Source organism: Halomonas sp. AOP43-D1-4 (assembly GCF_052446175.1).
GTDB lineage: Bacteria > Pseudomonadota > Gammaproteobacteria > Pseudomonadales > Halomonadaceae > Vreelandella > Vreelandella citrativorans.
Genome location: NZ_JBQSVY010000002.1, coordinates 127547 through 150343 on the forward strand (window position 1 = coordinate 127547; position 22797 = coordinate 150343).

A 22797-nucleotide genomic window follows, 5' to 3' on the forward strand; every position below is an offset into this window, starting at 1 on the left:
TGTCGCCTCTAAACGGCTGCCCCATGCTGGCGCTCACTACGAATAACGACAAGTAGAGGAGAGCCTTAATGAACGCTCCTGAAGCGCGTAAGCTTCCCTTACAGGACCTAAAAGTACTTGAGCTAGGCCAGCTGATTGCCGGCCCCTTCGCCACCAAACTGCTGGGTGAGTTTGGCGCTGACGTAATCAAGATTGAGCCGCCCGGCACCGGCGACCCACTTCGCAAATGGCGAATGATTGAAGACGGCACCTCGCTTTGGTGGCACGTGCAGACCCGCAACAAGCGCTCAGTGGCGCTGGACTTACGCAGCGAAGAGGGCCAGGCCCTGGTGCGCCAGCTTGCCGCCGAGGCAGACGTGGTCGTGGAGAATTTTCGCCCCGGCACGCTTGAAAGTTGGGGGCTAGGTTGGGAAGCGTTATCAGCCCTCAACCCACGGCTGATCATGGTGCATATTTCGGGTTACGGGCAGACCGGCCCCTACCGCGACAAGCCCGGTTTTGGCGTAATTGGCGAAGCAATGGGTGGGCTGCGCTACCTTACCGGCCAGCCGGACGAACCCTCCGTGCGGGTGGGCGTGAGCATCGGCGACTCGCTTTCCGCCCTTTACGCGGTGATCGGCACCTTGCTGGCCCTTCAAGAGCGAAACCGCAGCGGCCTTGGCCAGGAAATTGATGTCGCTCTGTATGAATCAGTATTTGCCATGATGGAAAGCCTGCTGCCGGAATTTGATGCCAGCGGCCAGGTCCGCGAGCCCAGCGGCAGCGCCCTTCCCGGCATTACGCCTTCAAACGCCTACCGCTGCCTGAACGGCGACTACGTGCTTATCGCTGGCAATGGCGACAGCATCTTTAAACGCTTGATGGGCGTGATTGGCCGCGAGGATTTAGGAAGCGACCCAGCACTTGCCCATAACGATGGGCGCAGCCAGCAAGCCACCATGATTGATGCAGCCATTGAAGCCTGGACGCTAGAACGCCCGCGGGACGCCATTCTACAGGCCCTAGACGATGCCCGGGTGCCCGCCGGCTACCCCTACACCGCTGAAGATATCGCCTTTGATCCCCACTACCTGGCGCGGGAGATGATCCAAACCTTTACCCGCCCCAACGGCCAGCCGCTCAAAGTGCCCGGTGTACTGCCCAAGCTAAGCGCCACGCCCGGGCGCCTGGGCAATGGCGGCCCGAACCTTGGTCAACACACCGACGACGTACTGGACGAGCTGGGTATCGATCAAGAAACCCGCACCAAACTGCGCCAGGCAGGCATCATTTAAGGAGTTTGTTATGAGCCAGTTATCACCCTGCCCTTTGAGAATCGAGATCAACGAAGTCGCCCCCCGTGACGGCCTACAAATTGAAGCGCGTTTTGTGCCTACAGAAGAAAAAATCCGCTGGATTGACGCCCTCTCCACCACGGGCCTCAAGCGCATCGAGGCGACATCATTTACCTCCCCTAAAGCGATTCCCAACCTGCGCGATGCCGCCGACGTTGTTACCAGCCTTCAGCGCCGGGCAGGCGTAGATATCACCGTGCTGGTGCCCAACGTAAAAGGTGCCGAACGCGCGCTTGCCTGCAACGTCGATGAGATCAATCTGGTAATGTCGGCAAGCGACAGCCACGGCCTGGCCAACCTGCGCATGACGCCCGAGCAATCCCTTGAACAATTTTCGGCTATCCTGGACGTGACACAGGGCAGCGGCGTGTTTATCAACGCCTCACTCTCCACCACCTTTGGTTGCCCCTTTGAAGGCGAAGTGCCCGAAGCGCGGGTGCTGGAACTGGTTGAAAAGCTGATAGCGCTGGGCATCCAAGGGGTAACGCTGTGCGACACCACCGGCATGGCCAACCCGGCCCAGGTCAAACGCCTGTGTGAAGCGGTACTTGAGCGCTGGCCTGAAACGCCGTTTACCCTGCATTTTCACAACACTCGCGGCATGGGCCTGGCCAATGCCCTAGCAGCCTGGCAGGCAGGGATTACCCGCTTCGACTCAGCACTCGGCGGCCTGGGCGGCTGCCCCTTTGCCCCCGGCGCCACCGGCAACGTATGCACCGAAGATTTAGTGCATATGTTCGAAGCCATGGGCGTGAACACCGGTGTTGACCTGGACGCCCTGCTTAACGTCGCCGCTACTCTCCCCGAGCTTATCGGCCATGAGGTACCGGGGCAGGTGGTGAAAGCGGGTAAATCGACGCGGCGTTATGCGATGCCAGCATCAGCTCTTCAACAATGAACGGCACTAGTCTCAGGCTACATTGAGATCTTTAGCTAAAAGAGCTATATAACTATTACCCGACACAACTTTGCCATATAAACGTCACACAACAGCAACACCTTCAACGCAAGCTGACCAACAATAACCAACAGCTGGTGATGTGTGTTATGAATCAATCGCGAATCCGCTTGGATCGCGTCACCAAGCGGTGGGGTGCGACCGCTGCGGTCGATGAGATTTCCTTCGACGTAACGCCCGGCCAGTTTGTCATTCTGCTGGGCCCTTCAGGTTGTGGGAAATCCACCACACTGCGCATGATTGCAGGCCTGGAAGAGGCAAGCGACGGGCAGATCCATATTGGTGAGCGTGACGTTACGCGCCTGCCGCCGGGCGACCGTGGCTTAAGCATGGTGTTTCAATCCTATGCGCTGTTCCCGCATCTAAGCGTTGCCGACAATATCGTGTTTGGCCTGCGCAGCCGCAAAGTGCCTAAAGCTGAACAGCGCGAGCGGCTGGCCAAGGTGGCTGAGCTTGTCGACCTTACCGATTACCTGAACCGGAAACCTGCCCAACTCTCTGGCGGCCAGCGCCAGCGGGTGGCGCTGGCCCGTTCGGTTATCTCGGAACACCCGATCTGCTTGATGGATGAGCCACTCTCCAATCTGGATGCGCGGCTGCGCAGCGATATGCGCCGGGAAATCAAGGCGCTACAAAGCCGCCTGAATATGACGGTGATTTACGTGACCCACGATCAGGTCGAGGCCATGAGCATGGGGGACCGCGTGATTCTGATGCAGCACGGCCGCATCGTTCAGGACGGGTCGCCTGACGCGCTTTATAACCAGCCTGCCAGCGCCTTTGCCGCTAGCTTTATAGGGAGTCCTGCCATGAACTTGCTGCCACTTGTTAAAGGCGACCAAGGCGCTGTTATCGACGGCGAGCCAACCACCACGGTAGCACCGCTGGAAGCCGTTGGCGGTCAGCTAGGTATTCGCCCGGAAGATATTGAGCTGCGTCCGGCGTCGGAGCCAGGCGTGCTGGCCACCGTACTTAGCGAGGAGTATTTAGGCGCCGACACGATTGTCCATGTGGCGGTGGGCGGGCACAGCCTACGCGTACGCATCAATGGCAAACCCGCTCTGACTGACGGCGCTTGTCGGCTCTATTGGGCGCCAGAAAACGCCCACTTGTTTGCGAATAACGGTTTACGTCTGGATAGCGTTTTGCCAAGTGCATTACCAGGCTCGCCTCGCGTCGTTTCTCGTCCACCGGCGGTGGGCTCTTTCCAACACTGATATTCGTGGAGTCTTTTTATGCGTTTGCGTATCCCGTTCGCTACCACCGCGCTTGTGGCTGGCATGTTAAGCGCCACCCAAGTCAACGCGAACACCGTTGACCTGACCATGTACTACCCGGTTTCAGTGGGCGGCGCGCTGACTAACGTCATTGACGACTTAGTGGCCGAGTTTGAGAGCGAGCATCCCGACATTTCAGTAGAAGCCATCTACGCCGGCAACTACGACGACACCCGCGTGCGCACCATGTCGGCAATTGAGTCAGGCGATACACCGCAGCTATCGGTGATGTTCTCGATTGATCTTTACGAACTGGTTGAGCAGGACGCCATCGTGGCGTTCGATGATCTGGTCGAAACCGATGAAGAGCGCAACTGGCTTGACGGTTTCTACCCCGGTTTGATGGAAAACGGCCAGTTGGATGGCAACACCTACGGCATACCTTTCCAGCGCTCCACCATTGTGCTGTTCTGGAACAAGGACGCCTTTGAAGCGGCCGGTTTAGACCCTGAAACCCCGCCAGAAAACTGGCAGGAAATGGCCGAGATGGCGGCAACGATTCGCGAAGCCTCCAACGGGGAGCAGTGGGGCGTGATGGTGCCGTCTACCGGCTACCCGTACTGGATGTTCCAGGCGTTCGCATTTCAGAACGGCCACCGCTTGATGAGCGAAGACGGCACCGAGGTCTATTTTAATGATCCCGCCGCCGTTGAAGCGCTTGAGTACTGGGTGTCACTAGCAACCGAACATGACGCCATGCCGGATGGCACCATCGAATGGGGCACGCTGCGCCAGAACTTCCTTGAGCAATCGACCGCCATGATGTGGCATACCACCGGCAATCTAACCGCCGTGCGCAATGAAGCCGATTTTGATTTTGGCGTCGCCATGCTGCCCATGAACACCCAGCGCGGCAGCCCCACCGGCGGCGGCAACTTCTACGTCTTTAAAGATGCCTCTGAAGAGGAGCAGCGCGCTGCGATGACGTTTATCCGCTGGATGACCGCACCCGAGCGCGCCGCCGACTGGTCAATTGAAACAGGCTACATGGGCGTTAGCCCCGCCGCTTACGAGACTGACGCGCTGCGCGAATACGTGGAGAGTTTCCCGCCCGCTGCCGTTGCCCGCGACCAGCTGGAATATGGTACTGCCGAGCTTTCCACCTATCAGGGTGGCCGCATTCGTCGCACGCTGGATAACGCCGTTCAGGCAGCATTAACCGGCCAGATGGAACCGGAAGCCGCGCTTAACCAGGCCCAGCAGGAAGCGGACGCCATACTGCGGCGTTACGCACGTTAAGCCCTTTCTTACCCATTCGCCGGGGTTCGCCCCGGCGTTTCCTATAAGTGGCCGTTACCCATGGCATTAACCGCCCACCACAAAATGCAGATGTATGGCGCACTGCTGTTACTGCCCGCCGCCGTGCTGTTAGCCACTTTTGCGTACCTGCCCACGATTACGACTGTGATTCAAAGCCTGTTTCTGCCCGGCTTTCGCGGTGCCCCGCCGGAATTTGTCGGGCTTGAGAATTATCGTTTTTTGTTCGATGACGCCAAGTTCTGGAAGGTGGCGCGCAATAACTTGATCTACGCGTTGGGCACAATCCCCGCCTCCATCGCCTTGGCGTTGGGTATGGCGTTGTTCGTCAACGGCAAACTACCGGGGCGCGGCCTTGTGCGTATGGCCTACTTCACACCAACTATTTTGCCCATGATTGCCGCAGCCAATATCTGGATGTTTTTCTACGCCCCGCAAATTGGCCTGTTTAACAAGCTGCTCGGGGCGTTGGGGTTTTCCGGAGTGAATTGGCTGGGCGACCCAAGCGTCGCGCTGGGCTCGGTGATGGTGATGTCGGTCTGGAAAGAAGCCGGCTTTTTTATGATTTTTTATCTCGCGGCGCTTCAAGGCATTCCGCCCGAGCTAAAAGAAGCCTCCGATCTTGAAGGCACCAGCCGCTGGAGCTTCTTCTGGCGAGTGACGTTTCCGCTATTAATGCCCACCACGCTGTTTGTGCTGATCAACGCATTAATCAATGCGGTACGCGTGGTTGATCACCTGTTTATTCTGACCAAGGGCGGCCCCAATAACGCGACCAACCTGTTGCTGTATTACGTCTACGAAAATGCCTTCTCGTTTTTTGATCGCACCACAGCGGCCACCATCACAGTGGTGATTCTGCTGGTACTTGCGGTGGTCGCCACGCTGAAGTTCACGATTCTGGACCGCAGGACGCACTACCAATGAGTTCAACGACAATACACTCAAGCGCCAAAAAGCCTGCGCCTCGATCTCGCCAACTATCACTGCCATCGCTTGAAACTCTGGCGGCGTGGCTATTGGCGGTGATTTGGATTTTTCCGCTGTTGTACGCTTTTTGGGCGGCCTTCCACCCCAGCGAATTTATGGTGCGTTTTGATCTATTCGCCCCCCTGACGCTGGATAATTTCGTTAACGCCTGGGCGCAGGCGCCCTTCGCCCGCTATTACTTCAACACCTTTGCCCTGGTTACCGGCGTGGTATTGGGCCAATTTGTGGTGTGCACGCTGGCAGCCTTTGCCTTTGCACGGTTTCCCATTCCGGGTAAAAACCTGCTGTTTATGCTGGTGCTGATTCAGCTGTTTGTCTTTCCCGAAGTGCTGATCGTGGAGAACTACCGTATCGCCAGCGAGCTGGGGTTAATCAATACCATCACCGGTATTGGCCTGCCTTATGTGGCCAGCGCCTTTGGCATTTTTCTATTACGCCAGACGTTTAAGACCATTCCCCGCGAGCTTGAAGATGCCGCGCGCATTGAGGGCTGCAACTGGCTGGAAATTCTCTGGAAGGTCTACGTACCGTTGGCCAAGCCTACCTACCTGGCCTATGGACTGGTTTCCATTAGCCACCACTGGAACAACTTTTTATGGCCACTGGTGGTCACCAACTCGGTGGAAAGCCGCACGTTAACCGTTGGCTTGGGCGTATTCTCTGCCCCGGAAACGGGCGTTAACTGGGCAACGGTCAGCGCGGCCACGTTAATCAGCATCGCGCCGCTGTTAGTCGCGTTTCTGCTTTTTCAGCGCCAGTTTGTGCAGTCTTTCCTACGGGCTGGCATCCGTTAGGCTTAGTACGAGAACCCTAACCAACGGGCAAGAGGCTTTTCGTGCGACAATCCCCGCTCGGCAAAAAGGAGAGCGAGGATGCACGGCGAACCCAACCCGGCGGCCCTCAAGGTGTTGCAGGAAGTCTTTGGCTACGACAGCTTTCGCGGCCCGCAGCAGGCGATTATTGATCATGTGGTTGCCGGTGGCGATGCACTGGTATTGATGCCCACCGGCGGTGGCAAATCACTGTGCTACCAGATTCCTGCGCTGTTGCGCGACGGCACCGCCATTGTGATTTCTCCACTCATCGCGTTAATGCAGGATCAGGTGGCGGCACTGGTTCAGAACGGCGTACGCGCTGCGTATCTCAACTCCAGCCTTGATTACCATGAGGCGGTCGAGGTGGAGAATCACCTGCGCTCAGGCGAGCTGGATCTTCTGTATGTTGCGCCCGAGCGGCTCGCCATGCCGCGTATGCAGGCGCTTTTTGAGCAGGCCCGGATTGCCCTGTTTGCGATTGACGAGGCCCACTGCGTTTCCCAATGGGGCCATGACTTCCGCCCTGAGTATCGCCAGCTCTCTCAGCTTCATCAGCGCTTTCCCCAGGTGCCGCGCATTGCACTGACGGCCACCGCCGATGTACCCACGCGAGGCGATATCGTTGAGCATCTGCAGCTTCAAGATGCGGCGCTTTATAACAGCGGCTTTGACCGCCCCAACATCCGCTACCATATCGCTGAAAATCAGGGCAACGCCCGTGAGCAGTTGCTGCGCTTTATCCGCGAAAATCATAATGGCGAAGCCGGGATTGTGTACTGCCTATCTCGGCGCAAGGTAGATGACACCGCCGCCTGGCTTGAGCGCCAGGGGCTAACCGCGCTGCCCTATCACGCTGGACTTCCCGCCGAGCAGCGCCAGCATCACCAGACGCGTTTTCTGCGCGAAGATGGTGTGGTGGTAGTGGCCACCATCGCCTTTGGTATGGGCATCGACAAGCCGGACGTGCGCTTTGTCGCCCACCTCAACCTGCCCAAGAGCATTGAAGCTTACTATCAGGAAACCGGCCGCGCCGGGCGTGATGGCCTCCACGCCGATGCGTGGATGGCTTACGGCTTGCAGGATGTGATTACGCTGCGTCAGATGCAGCAGGACTCCAGCGCAGATGATCACCAAAAGCGCATCGAGCAGCAAAAGCTCGATGCCATGCTGGGGCTTTGCGAGATCATCAGTTGCCGCCGCCAGGCGCTTTTGCACTACTTCGGCGATCATTTGGATGCGCCCTGCGGTAACTGCGACAACTGCCTGACGCCGCCTGAGACCTGGGACGCCACGGTGGCCGCGCAAAAAGCGTTGTCGTGTGTCTACCGCACCGAGCAGCGCTTCGGCGTCACCTACTTGGTGGACGTGTTGCTGGGTAAAAGCAACGAACGCATCACCCGCTTTGGTCACGACAAGATCAGCACCTTTGGCATCGGCAAGGATCTCTCGGCCAACGAATGGAAGGCGCTGTTTCGCCAATTGATCGCCAGCGGCTTTCTAAGCGTGGACATGGAAGGTCATGGAGGGATTCGCTTAACGGCAGACGCCAAGCCGGTGCTACGCGGCGAGCAACCGCTAACCCTGCGCAAGCCCAGTAAAACCAGGACCGCCCGGCGCGGCAGCAAGAGCAATTCGGCAGCACCCGGCCACGGCCCTTTGTGGGAAGCCCTGCGCCAGCACCGCAAAGCGCTTGCCGAAGCCCAGGGGGTGCCTGCCTACGTTATCTTCCACGACGCCACGCTTGCCGAAATGACCGAACAGAAGCCGCATAGTTTGCAGGCACTCGGCGCTATCTCTGGCATTGGCGCCCGCAAGCTTGAGGATTACGGCGAAGGCTTTCTAGCGGTGATTCAAACCCACGCGGATGCCACGCTTTAAGTACAGAGGCCGTTACCGGCAGTGTTCTCCACGGGCGATAGCGGCTTGGTCAAACACGCCGGTATCCAGCACCCAGCCGGTGACTAGCGCGGCGGGCGTAACATCAAAAGAAGGATTCCACACCGGCGCATTCTCCGGCGCCCAGACGACCTCCCCGAATGCCCCGGTGGCTCCACGTATTTCTGCGGCGTCGCGCTGCTCGATCGGAATGTCATCGCCAGTGGCGCAAGCTTTGTCTACCGTGGTGTAGGGCGCCACTACGTAGAACGGCACCTTATGGTAGTTGGCGACCACTGCCAGCATGTAAGTGCCCACTTTATTGGCGAAGTCGCCGTTGGCGCAGATGCGGTCGGCACCGACCATCACTTTATCCACTTTGCCGGCGGCCATCAGGCTTGCCGCCATGCTGTCGGCAATCAGTTGATACGCAATATCCAGGTCGGCCATTTCCCAGGCGGTTAATCGGCCGCCCTGAAGCAGCGGGCGGGTTTCGTTAACGTACACATGCAGCGCTACGCCGCGCTTTTTGGCGACCGCCAGCGCGCCAATCGCCGTGCCGACACCGGCCGTCGCCAGGGCGCCGGTATTGCAGTGAGTAAGCACTCGCTCGCCGTCATTCAGTAAGTCCGCGCCGCGCTCGGCCATCTGCAAACACAGCTCGCGGTCCTCTTCAAACAGCATGGCGGCGCGCTCAGCAAGCGCAGCCGGCCCTTGAGCAAAGCAGGCCTCCATGGCATCCAGGCAGTACATCAAATTAACTGCCGTGGGGCGCGTAGCCCGTAAGTGATCACTTACCAGCTGCCATTCGCTCTCCTGCCCTGGATGTTGCGCGGCATACTGCGCCAGCACAAAGGCCGCACTCAGGCCGATTAATGGCGCGCCGCGAATCGCCAGGCTTTTTACCGCCACCTGCCAATCTTCTGGGCTTGCACAGCGTACCCACGTTTCGGCCTGCGGCAGGCGAGTCTGATCCAAGTACTCAAGCGAGTCGGCGTACACCCGTAAACTGCGTGACTGAAGATGAGGCATCAGGGGCTCCTTGAGTACTGCGATAAAGAACGTATGGAAAGAACGAATACGGCGCATGGCTTATCAGCCGCGGAGCATATCATATAGAATGAAAGCCTTTGAAAGCGACGCGATACTGACCCTACGATGACATTACAAGACGAACTGCTAGCAGCGATCTCTTGGGCGGCCCAACAAGGCTGGACGCCCGCCACGGGCGGTAATTTTTCTGCCCGAGTGCCGCAAGGTTATCTGGTCACCGCCTCGGGCCGTGATAAAACGCACATTCAAGCCGATGACTTATTGCTTTGCGACCTTGAAGGGCGCGTACTTGAAGGCAGTGGCAAACCCAGCGCCGAAAGCGACCTTCACGCGGCACTTTATCGGATGGATGAACAGATTGGCTGCGTACTGCACACCCACACCGTGGCAAGCACCGTTCTTTCGCGTCGTTTTCCTGAAGGCATTGCGCTAAGCGGCTTTGAAATGCAAAAGGCGCTACAGGGTAATAGCACGCATGACGCCACCATTCACTTGCCGGTGGTCCCCAACTCCCAGGATATGAGCGAGCTGGCCGACCATGTACGGGCAGGTTGGCCGATGCCCTGGGGCTTTCTGGTGGCGGGCCACGGTATTTATGCCGTGGGCAGCAGCATTGCCGAGTGTCGCCGCCATTTGGAAGCCATTGAGTTTTTACTTGCCTGTGTCCTTGAAGAGAGCCGGTGGTCCAAATGATCAATCATCCAGATGTTAATAAGCCAAGTCTTGATAACACCAGCATTCGCGCCGTGGTCACCGATATCGAAGGCACCACCACCGATATCAGCTTTGTGCATAAGGTGCTGTTCCCCTACGCTCATGATCAGTTGCCCGAGTATGTGTACACCCACTCGGCCCAACCTGATGTGGAAGAGCAGATAGACGCGGTACGCAATGAGCTCAATGAACCGGACGCCTCGCTGGATAAAGTCGTTGAAACCCTGCTCTACTGGATCGAAACTGATCAAAAAGTTACGCCGCTCAAAGCGCTTCAGGGCATGATGTGGGCTGATGGCTACCAGCGTGGCGCCTTTAAAGGGCATCTGTATAGCGATGTCGCCCCACGCCTTCGCCAATGGGCAGAGGCCGGAAAGCAGCTTTATGTTTACTCATCAGGCTCCGTGCAGGCGCAAAAGCTGCTGTTTGGCTACAGCACAGAGGGCGATTTAACCCCGCTGTTTAGCGGCTATTTCGACACCCATATTGGCCACAAACGCGAAGCCTTGGCGTATCAGCGTATCGTCAGCAAGCTACAGCTTCCCGCCGACGAAATCCTGTTTCTATCCGATGTGGTAGGAGAATTGGATGCCGCCAAGCAGGCGGGCATGCAGACGCTGCAACTGGTGCGTGAAGGCACCCAGGCAGGCACACAGCACGCTTGCGTGACAAGCTTCGATGAGATCGATCTGTAACGGTTCAAGCTTTTAACTAGCGGAGAGCGCCTTAATGTCACAACTTAAAGTATTTGCCGATCAAGACCCGAACAACGCGCTGGTCGATATTACCGACGGCGAGCAGATCAAGACTGAGCTCAACCGTGTAGGCGTGCTGTTTGAACGCTGGGCAACGCCGGGCGAAATTGCCGACGACGCCACTCAGGACGATATTCTGGCGCTCTACCAGGATGATATCGAGCGGCTAAAAGCCCAGGGCGGCTACCAGACGGTGGATGTGCTGCACATGGTGCCTACGCATCCTGAAAAGGATGCCATGCGCCAGAAGTTTTTAAACGAACATCGCCACTTTGAGGACGAAGTGCGCTTTTTCGTCAAAGGCCAAGGGCTTTTCTGCCTGCATATCGACGACAAGGTGTATCAGGTGCTGTGCACCCGCAACGACCTGATCAGCGTACCCGCCAACACGCCCCACTGGTTCGATATGGGCCCCGCGCCTGAATTTACCGCGCTGCGTTTCTTCGACAACGTAGAAGGCTGGGTGCCCCACTGGACCGAGAGCGATATCGCTGGCAAGTTTGACCGGATTGATCAGCTGTAAATATCGGCAGTAACTAAAAGGACGCGGGTTCAATTCCCGCGTCCTTTTTTGCGCTGGCCTCAGGCTTTTCGTGCTTGCCATATACCCTGCCTCAGCGATTGACTTTCCAACCTCCGTTACCGATGATCTTGCGCCCTTCACAGCGTATGCCTACCAAGGAGAAACGTCTTGCAAGCGAGCGTGCTTGATATCCAGGGGATTCATAAATCCTTTGGGAACAATCAGGTCTTGCGTGGCATTGATATGCGTATCAATGCTGGCGAAGTCGTCGTATTGATGGGCGCCAATGGGGCGGGCAAGTCAACTCTGGTCAAGGTGCTTAGCGGCTACCACGCGGCCGACCACGGCCAGATGCAGCTTGCCGGTATGCCCTACTGCCCGCGCGATGCGCGTGAGGCGATCCACCACGGCGTGGTGACCGTACATCAATCCATCGATGACGGCGTTATCCCCGACCTGGACGTCGCCAACAACCTGATGCTGGATAGATTAGCCTCCGGCGCGCACGGCTTATGGATCAGCGCCAAGAAGCTTCGTCAGCAGGCAAGCGAAGTTGCCGATGCCATGGGGCTGGATATCGATCTGAACGCCCGCGTTGCCGATCTTTCGGTGGCCGACCGGCAGATGATCAGCATTGCCAGGGCCATGGCCCACGCCCCCAGGCTTTTGATTCTGGATGAACCGACCTCATCGCTCTCTGCCTCTGAGGCCGAGCGCTTGTTTACGGTGATCGACCGTTTGCGCGCCCAGGGCGTGGCGATTGTATATATTTCGCACCGCATGTCGGATATCAGGCGCTTGGCAAATCGCATCATCTGCTTGCGCGATGGCCAGATCTCCGGCGTATTTGATCAAGCGCCGCTGGATCTCACCGCCGCCGTGCATGCCATGTTGGGCCAGGCGATCAATAATGCTGATATCGAACCGGCCACACCGGGCGCGCCTATCCTGACGCTGCAAAATGTCGAACTGACTCAAGGCGCAGCGCCGGTCAGTTTGAGCGTGGGTGATGGCGAAGTCGTCGCGTTTACCGGCCTGCTGGGCAGTGGAATGTCGGCGCTTGTCGAAACCCTGTTTGGGCTGCGTCCTTTAACGAGCGGCACCATGCAGGTCGATGGGCAACCCTATGCGCCCGCCAATGTACGTGAAGCGCTTGCCCGGGGTGTGTTCATGTCGGTAAAAGACAGAGCGACCAACGGCGTGATTGGGGATTTTAATATCGCCGACAATATGACGCTGCCGTTTTTAAAAGCCTTTACCCGTGGGGCGTTTCTGAGCGCCCGTCAGCAGCGTGCCAGTACCGAGCAGATGATTGCCCAGTTGGGGATTGTCTGCCAATCCCACGCGGATTCGATTGGCACGCTTTCCGGAGGCAACCAGCAAAAGGTCATGATCGGGCGCTGGCTTCAATCGCCCAGTCGCGTGTTACTGCTGGATGAGCCCTTTCAAGGCGTGGATATCGGGGCACGGCAGGATATAGGCCGCCATATCCGGGCAACCGCCAAAGGGCGCGCCACCCTGGTGTTTGTCTCTGAACTAGACGAGGCGATTGAAATCGCTGACCGAATTATTGTGTTACATGAAGGAGCCATTGCTGGTGAGCAATCCAACCGAGATATCGACCTCAACGTCCTCGTCGCCCAGGCCTCCGGAAAAGCCTAACGCCAGCGCCACGAAAGCTCGCTGCCTGGAACTAGCCATTCGCTACGGTTTCTTGCTGTTGCTGGTGGCGCTGGTGGTTTACTTCAGCTTGGCAGCCTCTGGCTTTGCGAACCCGCGCTCGGCGGTATTTGTGCTTCAGTCTGTGGCAATTACCGGCATTCTGGCGTTGGGCGTGACCACTACGCTGGTGGTAGGCGGGTTTGACCTATCCATTGGTGCCGTGGCCACCACCTCGTTGATGCTGGCGGCATACTGCATGGTGGTGCTTGAACAGCCCGCCTATGTGGCCGTGGCAGTCTGCCTGTTGATGGGTGCGTTCATCGGGCTTATTAACGGCCTGCTGATCGTCAAGTTCCGCATTCCTGACCTGTTGGCCACCCTGGGCATGATGTTTTTGCTGATTGGCCTTCAGCGCATTCCTACCCAGGGCAACTCTATCGCCACCGGTATGTCGCTGGCCGATGGCTCCACTGCGGAAGGCACGTTCTCGGCGGCGTTTCTGTGGCTGGGCAGGCACCGCTTTGACCTGATTCTGGAGCGTTTGATTCCGGTGCCGGTAGTGGTGTTCGTATTGATCGCGGTCGCTATCTGGCTGTTTTTAGGCTTCACCCGTCACGGCAGGCTGATGTATGCCATTGGCTCCAACGAGCGTGCGACCGCCTTGGTGGGGGCGCCGGTAGAGCGCTACAAGATCGCGGCGTATATGATTTCTGGTGTTACTGCCTCGATTGGCGGTATTTTGCTGGCCGCCCGTTTAGGTCGGGGCGATATTGCCAGCGGCAATAACCTGTTGCTGGATAGCGTGGCCGCGGCGCTAATTGGCTTTGCCGTACTAGGTGCTACACGCCCCAACGCATTTGGCACTGCCATGGGCGCACTTTTTGTGGGGATACTGCTTCAAGGCATGACGATGATGAATGCACCCTACTACACCCAGGATTTTGTTAAAGGCGCGGTACTGGTGGTGGCGCTCATGTTCACCTTTTACCTCTCCTCACGGCGTGCCCAATCAGGCCGTCATTAATTAATAAATGCATCAACGCTAAAAACGTTAACAATCGGGACACCGCTATGCTTAAACACCTTGCACTTAAACACCGTATACTCAAACGTTTTGCGGTCAGTGTTACCGCCGCCATGGCGCTACTGGGAACGAGCCTGGCAACAGCTGAGGAGCGCCCGGCACCCTTTGATGCGCCGGAAGATGTCACCATCGCGCTTATCCGCTATATCTCCACGGGCGATTTTTTCCAGGCCTATCTGTCGGGTGTAGAGGCGCAAGCCGCTGCGCTGGGCGTGGACCTGCGCGTGCTGGATAGCCGCCAGGATGCGGCCCTGCAGGCAGATATGGTGGACCAGGCCATCGCGCTCGGCGTCGACGGCATCATCATTCAACACGGGCTGCCGGAGTCCATGAAAGACGCTGCCCAGCGCGCTGTAGAGGCGGGTATTGATGTTGTGGCATTCGATGTGGAAGTGGACAACCCCGCCATCCCGCAAGTCGAGCAGTCCGATTATCTGCTGGGCGAGTTGGTGCTTAACCAGGCGCTACAGGATAACGGTGACCGCTTTACCGCAGGCTATGTTTACGTGCCAGGTATCGCGCCGCTTGATCGCCGCAACGCCGCTTGGGAAGATTTTAAAGAAGCTCACCCAGGTGTGACCGAAGCCGCCGTATTCGGCACCCTGGATAACCCGATCGCCAACTCGGTTGCCAATCAGGCCCGCGCGGTGATTCAGGCCAATCCGATGATTGATGTGTTCTTCGCGCCCTATAATGAGTTTGCAGCGGGCGTGAAAATAGCCGTGGATGAAATGGGTCTGGGTGAGGATATCGCTATTTATTCAGCCGATATCTCCACCTCCGACATTGCCGCCATGCGTGAACCCGGCTCGCCCTGGGCCGCAACGGTTGCCACCAACCCAACCGTGGTGGGTGAAGTCTCGGTACGTACGCTGGCACTTTTGATGGCCGGTGAAGCGCCCGGCCAGCAGGTTATCGTGCCGCCCACACTGATCACCCAGGACTTCCTGAACGATAACGCTATCACCAACATGGAAACGCTGGGCGAGAATATGCCGCAGTTCTCCCATGCCGAAGTAGCGCTTGCCGACTGGCTGCCCCTGCCCGAGCGTTAATCCTACCCAGTGCTAAACCAGCCATTCAAAAGCTGTGCAACGCTGGAACTGATAGCGGGCTTTTTTATGGTTACACGGAGGCGGGTTCAATCAGAACCCGCCTACCTTCCAAGCGTATATGTTCAGCTTGAAACAATCTTGCCAGCCAATCCTTCCAGCTGCATCGTCTCCTTGGGCTGGAAATGGATGACCGAACGGATCGATTTCCCTGCGTGCAACAAGTCGAAGGCGGTGTTGATCTGATCGTGCGCCATATTGTGGGTAATGTAGGGGTCGACATCGAAGTCGCCGCGTAACCATTCATCGACCATCCCCGGCAGCTGGCTGCGCCCTAGCACACCGCCAAAGGCCGAACCTCGCCATACACGCCCGGTCACCAGTTGAAAGGGCCGCGTAGAAATTTCTTCGCCCGCACCCGCCACTCCGATCACCGTACACTCGCCCCATCCTTTGTGGCAGCACTCCAAGGCTGCGCGCATCACGTTGACATTGCCAATGCATTCAAAGGAGTAATCTGCGCCGCCATTGGTCATTTCGACGATGACTTCCTGGATGGGCTGCCTGAAGTCGGCGGGATTAACGCACTCCGTGACACCCATGTCCCGTGCCAGCGGGAACTTGTTGGGATTGGTATCGATACCGATAATACGCCCAGCGCCGACCATTTTGGCGCCTTGAATTACCGCCATGCCCACCGCGCCTAAGCCAAAAACCACGACGGTCGCGCCAGGTGTAACCTTGGCAGTATTACGCACCGCCCCCATCCCGGTCGGCACCGCGCAGCCCATAACACTTGCCTTGGCAAGGGGCGCCTCTTTAGCAATTTTTGCGACCGCAATTTCAGGCAGTACCGTGTATTCGCTGAAAGTGCTGGTCCCCATATAGTGATGGATCATCTTCCCTTTGTAAGAGAACCGCGAGGTGCCGTCGGGCATCACGCCGCGCCCTTGTGTCTCGCGAATCGTCTGGCAAAGATTGGTTTTACCCGACTTGATATAGGGGCAGTTGGGGTCTTCGGGCGTGTAGAGAGGAATCACATGATCCCCGGGCTTAACCGATGTAACACCACGGCCCACTTCCTCGACGACCCCTACGCCTTCGTGACCGAGCACGGCGGGGAATAGCCCTTCGGGGTCGCGCCCTGAAAGCGTGAACATATCCGTATGGCAGAGGCTGGTGGTAACAATGCGGACCAGCACTTCACCGTCTTTGGGACCTTCCAGGTCGATTTCTTCAATTTCCAGTGGGCGGTTCGGCTCCCATGCAATCGCGGCGCGCGTTTTCATTTTCTCTCCTTTTACTTGAGCTAAAATGATACGTTATAACGTTTTGTTAAATTACCCCAGCGAGTACTCCGGTCAAATCAAGACAGAGTTCACGGCAATCAGGCCTCGAAAGAGTAATATCTATGAAAAATGACGAAGCCAATAACATCCCAGGGATCACAGCAGCCGAAAACAGCGACCGTGTACATCTCATCATTTATCCGGGGTTTAAAATCATGGAGGCCATCGGACCGCTCAGCGTATTCACCTACGCCAACAAACGCTTGGCCGAGCGAGGCGATCCGCGACGTTACAAGGTGACGCTGGCCGCCCCACAGCCCGGAGTGATTGCGTCGGAGACGATGGTGCCACTTCAAGCACAGAGCGGGCTGCCTGAAAATGGCCCGCTTTCAACCGTAATGGTGGCAGGCGCTGCCGATATCGAAAAAGCACTCACCAGCCAACCCGCACTTATCGATTGGTGTCGCCGTCGGGCAGATGATGTTCAGCGCTTCGCCGCGCTATGTACCGGGTCATTTTTTCTCGCTGAAGCGGGGCTTCTTAACCGCCGTCGTGCGGCAACGCACTGGCACTACGCGGCCCTGCTACAGCAGCGTTTTCCCGCGTTGCAGGTAGATGCCGATGCGATTTTTGTGCAGGACGGTCGTTTCTGGACTTCCGCCGGGGTGACGGCCGCGATTGATCTGACACTGGCATTTGTCGAGCAGGATTTTGGACGCGATCTGGCGCTGGGCGTAGCGCGCGATCTGGTGGTTTATCTCAAACGCCCGGGTGGCCAGTCGCAATTTAGCGCCGCCCTCACCAGCCAAATGACGGGTTCGCCCAGTATGCGCGAGTTACAGAGTTGGCTGATCACTCATCTTGATAAACCTTTAAAGCTTGCAGATATGGCCGCCAAGGCGGGTATGAGCCCCCGCCATTTCAGCCGCACGTTTCTTGACGAGTTTGGAATGACGCCATCGGCCTGGCTTGAAAACGCCCGTTGTGAACGCGCCAAGTCGCTGCTGCTCGACACAGCGCTGCCCATGAAAAGCATTGCCTGGCGCGCGGGATTTAGCTCCGACGAACAGATGCGCAAGGTGTTTTCTCGTCGTTACGCACTGACGCCTACCGCCTATCGGGCACGCTTTCAAACCGCCCGCACGCCCCTATCGCTTCATTGATTACGATCATCACATCACCACTGCCCTCCATCCCTACCCATGATAAAGCGCCTGATAGCGTCGGCCTTTGGCGTGCAATATCGGGTAACGTCACAGCGGTCATTAGGCACTCTCTTTAGAGGTTTGAAAAAAGCGGTACATCTCAGCCACGCTCTCCGGCGACACGTTCTGCGTGATGAAAACAAATCGGGAAACTCGATCACTCACGCTGCCTATGGGCAGCTCTGCAGGCGGGTGAAAGATATGTTGTACGCCGTGTAACGCCAGCGGTGACTCCCTGTCGGTAAGATGCACTACCGCTTTGATACGCAACATTTTATCGCCCATCAGCGACATCAAGATATCCAGCCAGCTCTCTAACGTGTCGGGGTGGATTGGCTCCTCAACGCTAAAGCAAAAGGCATTGATACTGTCGCCGTGCGATGTGCTGTCGGGCTGGGCCGCGTTCAACAATGAATGCTCACTCAGCGAAAAAGCAGCACCGGCGTGCTGATCGGCGGGCTGGATTGTATAACTGCCCGCCTTTAGCCACTGGTCAACCTGGTAGCCCGCCTGTTCACTGCGATAAAGCCCTGCGCCGACCAGGAGGCTGGCGGAAAGCTCGCCGTTAATTACCTGCCACTGCTCGGCCGTGGGGTTAATTCTCGCGAGCTGGTTGGCCAGGGTAGATACCACGTTTTGCTCGGCCAAGTCGGTCTTGGTTAGTAACAGTTTATCGGCGATGGCTACTTGCTGCTGCGACTCGCTATGGGCGGTAAGCGTTGCGGCGCCATTGATTGCATCAACGCAGCACACCACGCTATCAAGCTTAAAACGATGCGCTAGCCAGTGGTCGGTCATCAGCAGTTGCAGTATGGAAGTGGGCACTGCCAGGCCCGTGGTTTCGATCACCACGCGTGAGGGCAAAGGCTTATCTTGTGCCTGAATATCTTCCAACGCTTGCTGTAGCGTACGACTAAGATCGCCGCGCAGCGTACAGCATAGGCAGCCGCTGCTCATTTCGATAACGGCTTGCTCATCGCTATGGGTGATGAGCAGGTGGTCCAGCCCAATATCACCAAACTCATTGATAACCACCAATGTATTACGCATTGACGATTGGTGTACCCAACGATTGAGCAGCGTGGTTTTGCCGCTTCCCAAAAAACCGGTCAGCACGTTAATGGGAATGAGCGAGGGTGTCGTCATAACGGGTTACTCCCACCTTGCTTTGCGGTAATGATTTTCCTGACTTTCCTGACGCTCTTTGGCCTCAATACATAGCCGCGCGGTGGGTCGGAACAGCAAGCGGGCAATACCAATAGGCTCGCCAGTCTCGTCACAATAGCCATAGTCGCCGTTATCGATCCGTCTCAAAGCCGCATCGATATTATTCACCAGGCGGCTTTCCCGGTCGGCCTGGCGTAGTGACAGGCGCAGCTCCTCTTCAAACGAGGCCTGATCAGCTTCATCGCTGTCACGTTCGTGAGAAGCAATTGCCTCTTTCATTTCCTTTAAATGCGCTTGAATTTCATAGCGCTCATCCAGCAACCGCTGGCGAAAAAAAGCCAGCTGCTCGTCGTTCATATAGTCGCAGGCAGGCATGGCCAATATCTTGGCCTTCTGCGCTTTATCCGGCGACTCACGCTGTGTTAATGCCATGGTAATTGGCTTATTCATACATATATCTTGCGCTATAAATTACGTTATAACATACCAAACAAAGGCGGAAAATTTAACGTTAATAGCGACCTGACTCACTAGCTAAGCGTAACAGCGTGCCCTTAATCGTTTTATACGAGCGGAAAATCGCTACTGCCTAAAACTCATTATGGATAGCCTTATAACCCTGCACCAAATCATTGTTGGTGCGAGCGACATCCTCGGAAAACGCACTCGCTTCGCTGGGCACTTGGCTTAAACGCGTCAAATTGGTATCGGGGCCAATTCGCTCAGTAGAAGGAACATAATCGCGGGCAGTTGGCAACCATCGACCACCGCGTTGTAGCGCACTACGCAGCCATCACCAATCTGGCAATTGAAAAGTACGCTGTTAAAGCCGATGAACACGCCACTACCCACCGTACAAGGCCCATGCACAATAGCGCGATGGGCAATCGAGGTACGCTTACCTATCGTTACGCTGGCCCCCGATTTGGAGTGGATCACAACGCCATCTTGAATATTGGAGTGCGCACCGATCACCATCGGATCAATATTTCCATGCTCATCCATTTCATCGGCTCTGATCACGGCGTAGGGCCCAATGAATACATTCTCTTCCACGATGACCAATCCACAAATGATAGCCGTGGGATCAATAAAAGCACTGGGATGAATCGTTGGCAGGTCACCACGTGGATTTTTCCTAATCATTGGTCGCTTATCCTTATTTATCATAAAGCAGGGGAAATGTTGAGGCAGACCAGATGGGGCTTACGGATTACAGCAAGGGGACTCAAATATGCTGAAACCAATCTCAGCCAAAACGCTTTATTGCTATAGTATAACATACCAAATGAATATAACGAATGCTCTCAATCGTAACGTTACCGGGGCAGGGATATTTACTGGGCAGGCTGCACAATCAGCAATTTGAACGTCTCGTCGTACGCCTTCCTTATAAAAACACCCCCTAGCGTTAGAGGGCTGTCCAACGCCAGGGGGCAGCTCATCGGGCGATTGCGGCTTTTTTATAGCACGTCTTTTATAGAATGCTGTTTATAGAACATCCTGACGGTTATACGCTTGGGCCAGTTCAATAAGCGCAGGTATTTCACAAACCGCCTCAGGATTCATAATAAGCGCCTGGCCCATCAACACATTGCGGGCTTCAAGCCGGGCGCGCAGGGCAGTGTCTTCGATCTCTTCGAAATCCGCATTATGGGCCAGTGACAGCACCCGGCGATGCATCTCGATACCGCAGTAGGCCAGCGCATCCAGGCGAATCTCCTCCAATAGCGCATCGCAGGCGTCGTCCGCGCTGTTGCCTTGGTCTTCAAACAGCGCCCTCGGGAACAGAATGCCGGTGCGCTCGGTTTGCCATAAGTGGCGGAACTCGGCATCAAAGCTTGTGAAGCACGCCTCGATGACGTCGAGAATCCACGTCTGGTATGCCTCCAGTTCGCCGCCCTGGCGATGGGCAGGCTGACTAAAGTACGCCATCAGGAAGTTGGCTACGGCCATTCCCAAATCAAACGCCATCGGCCCGTACTGGGAAAACTCAGGGTCGATCACGCGCACATCGGTGTCGGTCGCCATGATCGAGCCCGAGTGCAAATCACCGTGGAGCATGGTTTCGGTGTTAGCGGTGAACTTCATCAATAGCCGCTGAACCCTGGCTTTTAAGCGCACATTGCGGCGCAGCTCGTCCACCACTGGCGAAAGTTCCGGCGTGTGGTGGTTCATCTCGGCGCCGTAATAGGGGTCGGTGAACACCAGCGATTCCGTAATCGCGGGAATGGCCACGTTGCCGGAGAAAAGCCCCACATCCTGTTTCTTCTCAGGGCTTGGCAGGGAAAGCTCCGAGCCGCGAAACGCCGTGCGCGCGCAGAACTGGCCGATGATTTCCCCCAAGCGAGCCACACGCTCACCCTTAATCAGCTTGCGACGCAAAATCGTGTGCGGGTAAAGATACTCCATCACAAACAGGGCCTGGGGCTTATCGAAATAAAACACCTCAGGCGCAATGTTGGGGGCACGCTTAGCCTGGCGCACCAGGGCGTAATACTCAAAATGGGCGCGGTAAAGCGGCAGCGGCCAGCTTTCGCCCACCATACGAACATAGGGCAGCGCCTGCTTAACCACCACACTGCCCATGGTACCCGTCACGATAAACACCAGGTTCAGGTTGCCATCGCCCACCTCACGAATTTCCCAGCTCGCGGGGTCGCCACCAACACGGCTGGCGACTTCGTGTACATCACCCAGCCGCGTTGCCAGCGTATCGACGGATAGCGCTTCATAACGCAAGGTCGCTTCTGATTGACCGTTTTCCACAGCGTGCTCCTCAAGCCAATTTTTGGGGTATTTGTCATTACCTGAGAGCCAATGTCAAATAGATACCCGCGCCTGTCGGCTGCGGCTATCTCGCCGACCACTTATACCTGCTCATATCAAACTGTTCATATCAAACTGTTCATATCAAACTGCTCATATCAAAAACCTAACGCCCTGCGCAGCAAGAGGGCTGCGTAATCGGTCAGGGAGCGCCACGTCAGTAATCACCGCGTCATAATCGGCTAGTTGTCCCGCCGCACAGCGCAGCGGTAAATCAAACTTGGTGCTATCCAACACCAGAACGCGCAAAGCCGCATTGGCCAACAGCGCTTCACGCGCCATGACCTCATCGTCGTTGTAGTCGAAAAGGTTGCCGTGGGCATCCATGCCGCCTACCGAGACAATGCCTACATCCGCTCGGTAGCGTTGAAAAAAGCGCCACGCGTCGCCGCCAATCACGTCCTGGTCTCGGCGGCGCACCCGGCCGCCCGCCACCACTAGCTCACACTCCAGCGCGGATAGCCTGATAAGCGCGTGAAGATTATTGGTCATGATATGCAGGCCCTGTTTGTCGTGCAGCGCGTCGGCCAGCTGTTCAACGGTGGTGCCGGTGCCTAGAAACAGCGACTGATGAGGCTGAATCAATGAAGCGGCCTGGCGGGCAATAAGGCGTTTTCCAGCTTCGTTGACGATCTGGCGCTGGTCGTAACCGATATTTTCGCGGTCGGGAAACGGCAGTACCTCGCCGTGGCGCCGCAGCACCATGCCCTTTTCAGCAAGAAAGCGAATATCGCCGCGCAGCGTTTGTACGGATACCCCAAACTGATCAGCCAGCGCCTCTAGCGAATGGCGCCCCTCCTGGCGCACCCGCTCAAGCAACGCCCGGCGACGCTCGTTTAAGCCTTTCATTCTGCTCTCATCTCCCCTCTTTTTTATTAACGAAAGACTTTCCGATGCTTACGAAAGCTCTCCTCCTTCAAACGAAAGGGTAGTGTCACGATGTTGTAAGGTGATGACA

At 56.7% G+C, this 22797-nt stretch carries 21 protein-coding genes; 14 read left to right on the plus strand and 7 right to left on the minus strand.

All coding sequences use genetic code 11. From position 1 onward, the window contains the following. Nucleotides 1-68 precede the first annotated feature (68 nt). The 7 genes from ACT3RQ_RS02480 (at nt 69) to recQ (ending at nt 8509) form a co-directional block, all read left to right on the plus strand. Nucleotides 69-1274, plus strand: coding sequence for a CaiB/BaiF CoA transferase family protein (locus tag ACT3RQ_RS02480; protein ID WP_444679946.1), 1206 nt, complete (start codon nt 69-71; stop codon nt 1272-1274). 10 nt (nt 1275-1284) lie between these two features. Continuing rightward, nucleotides 1285-2232, plus strand: coding sequence for a hydroxymethylglutaryl-CoA lyase (locus ACT3RQ_RS02485; RefSeq protein ID WP_444639165.1), 948 nt, complete (start codon nt 1285-1287; stop codon nt 2230-2232). A gap of 149 nt (nt 2233-2381) precedes the next feature. After that, complete coding sequence (locus ACT3RQ_RS02490; protein WP_444639166.1) at nt 2382-3509, plus strand: ABC transporter ATP-binding protein; 1128 nt, start codon at nt 2382-2384, stop codon at nt 3507-3509. Between the two features lie 18 nt (nt 3510-3527). Further along, a complete protein-coding gene (locus tag ACT3RQ_RS02495) occupies nt 3528-4808 on the plus strand; it encodes an ABC transporter substrate-binding protein (RefSeq protein ID WP_444639167.1) in 1281 nt (426 codons plus the stop codon). A gap of 60 nt (nt 4809-4868) precedes the next feature. Beyond that, nucleotides 4869-5753, plus strand: coding sequence for a carbohydrate ABC transporter permease (locus tag ACT3RQ_RS02500; RefSeq protein WP_441677532.1), 885 nt, complete (start codon nt 4869-4871; stop codon nt 5751-5753). Continuing rightward, nucleotides 5750-6610: a carbohydrate ABC transporter permease gene (locus ACT3RQ_RS02505; protein ID WP_444639168.1), complete on the plus strand. Its 861-nt coding sequence runs from the start codon at nt 5750-5752 to the stop codon at nt 6608-6610. Before ACT3RQ_RS02500 ends, ACT3RQ_RS02505 begins: the two co-directional genes overlap by 4 nt. A gap of 78 nt (nt 6611-6688) precedes the next feature. Next, the gene (gene recQ / locus ACT3RQ_RS02510) at nt 6689-8509 is read left to right on the plus strand and encodes a DNA helicase RecQ (RefSeq protein ID WP_444679947.1); all 1821 of its coding nucleotides are present in this window, start codon (nt 6689-6691) and stop codon (nt 8507-8509) included. A 12-nt stretch (nt 8510-8521) separates the two neighbouring features. On the opposite strand, the gene mtnA is transcribed toward recQ, so the two are convergent. Further along, the gene (gene mtnA / locus ACT3RQ_RS02515; protein WP_444639170.1) at nt 8522-9538 is read right to left on the minus strand and encodes an S-methyl-5-thioribose-1-phosphate isomerase; all 1017 of its coding nucleotides are present in this window, start codon (nt 9536-9538) and stop codon (nt 8522-8524) included. A gap of 126 nt (nt 9539-9664) precedes the next feature. On the opposite strand from mtnA, the gene mtnB reads away from it, so the two are divergent. The 6 genes from mtnB to ACT3RQ_RS02545 all read left to right on the plus strand — a co-directional run bounded on the left by mtnB (nt 9665) and on the right by ACT3RQ_RS02545 (nt 15352). After that, on the plus strand, nt 9665-10252 hold the full coding sequence (gene mtnB, locus ACT3RQ_RS02520) for a methylthioribulose 1-phosphate dehydratase (RefSeq protein ID WP_193054260.1): 588 nt from the start codon (nt 9665-9667) through the stop codon (nt 10250-10252). Beyond that, the gene (gene mtnC / locus ACT3RQ_RS02525; RefSeq protein WP_193054259.1) at nt 10249-10968 is read left to right on the plus strand and encodes an acireductone synthase; all 720 of its coding nucleotides are present in this window, start codon (nt 10249-10251) and stop codon (nt 10966-10968) included. The genes mtnB and mtnC overlap by 4 nt, the downstream gene beginning before the upstream one ends. Nucleotides 10969-11002: 34 nt before the next feature. Next, nucleotides 11003-11551, plus strand: coding sequence for a 1,2-dihydroxy-3-keto-5-methylthiopentene dioxygenase (locus tag ACT3RQ_RS02530; protein ID WP_444491157.1), 549 nt, complete (start codon nt 11003-11005; stop codon nt 11549-11551). Between the two features lie 168 nt (nt 11552-11719). Then, entirely contained in the window at nt 11720-13213 is a 1494-nt protein-coding gene (locus ACT3RQ_RS02535; protein ID WP_444639171.1) for a sugar ABC transporter ATP-binding protein, read from the plus strand. Then, nucleotides 13149-14237: an ABC transporter permease gene (locus tag ACT3RQ_RS02540; protein ID WP_444639172.1), complete on the plus strand. Its 1089-nt coding sequence runs from the start codon at nt 13149-13151 to the stop codon at nt 14235-14237. Before ACT3RQ_RS02535 ends, ACT3RQ_RS02540 begins: the two co-directional genes overlap by 65 nt. 47 nt (nt 14238-14284) lie before the next feature. Then, complete coding sequence (locus ACT3RQ_RS02545) at nt 14285-15352, plus strand: substrate-binding domain-containing protein (protein ID WP_444639173.1); 1068 nt, start codon at nt 14285-14287, stop codon at nt 15350-15352. A gap of 122 nt (nt 15353-15474) precedes the next feature. Here the strand turns inward: ACT3RQ_RS02545 and ACT3RQ_RS02550 are convergent, their stop codons facing one another. Continuing rightward, the gene (locus ACT3RQ_RS02550; protein ID WP_193054256.1) at nt 15475-16638 is read right to left on the minus strand and encodes an S-(hydroxymethyl)glutathione dehydrogenase/class III alcohol dehydrogenase; all 1164 of its coding nucleotides are present in this window, start codon (nt 16636-16638) and stop codon (nt 15475-15477) included. Nucleotides 16639-16760: 122 nt separating this feature from the next. Here ACT3RQ_RS02550 and ACT3RQ_RS02555 point away from each other — a divergent pair, with 122 nt between their 5' ends. After that, nucleotides 16761-17801, plus strand: a complete 1041-nt coding sequence (locus ACT3RQ_RS02555; protein WP_193054255.1) for a GlxA family transcriptional regulator — start codon at nt 16761-16763, stop codon at nt 17799-17801. 102 nt (nt 17802-17903) lie between these two features. Here the strand turns inward: ACT3RQ_RS02555 and ACT3RQ_RS02560 are convergent, their stop codons facing one another. The 5 genes from ACT3RQ_RS02560 to ACT3RQ_RS02580 form a co-directional block, all read right to left on the minus strand. Continuing rightward, on the minus strand, nt 17904-18989 hold the full coding sequence (locus ACT3RQ_RS02560) for a CobW family GTP-binding protein (RefSeq protein ID WP_444679948.1): 1086 nt from the start codon (nt 18987-18989) through the stop codon (nt 17904-17906). Nucleotides 18990-18995: 6 nt separating this feature from the next. Then, the gene (dksA, locus tag ACT3RQ_RS02565) at nt 18996-19460 is read right to left on the minus strand and encodes an RNA polymerase-binding protein DksA (RefSeq protein ID WP_444679949.1); all 465 of its coding nucleotides are present in this window, start codon (nt 19458-19460) and stop codon (nt 18996-18998) included. A 246-nt stretch (nt 19461-19706) separates the two neighbouring features. Continuing rightward, entirely contained in the window at nt 19707-20156 is a 450-nt protein-coding gene (locus ACT3RQ_RS02570; protein WP_444679950.1) for a carbonate dehydratase, read from the minus strand. Nucleotides 20157-20501: 345 nt separating this feature from the next. Then, nucleotides 20502-21779 (minus strand): S-methyl-5-thioribose kinase, encoded by a 1278-nt coding sequence (gene mtnK / locus ACT3RQ_RS02575; protein ID WP_444679951.1) that lies wholly within the window; start codon nt 21777-21779, stop codon nt 20502-20504. A 153-nt stretch (nt 21780-21932) separates the two neighbouring features. Then, a complete protein-coding gene (locus ACT3RQ_RS02580) occupies nt 21933-22688 on the minus strand; it encodes a DeoR/GlpR family DNA-binding transcription regulator (protein ID WP_444622613.1) in 756 nt (251 codons plus the stop codon). Nucleotides 22689-22797 lie beyond the last annotated feature (109 nt).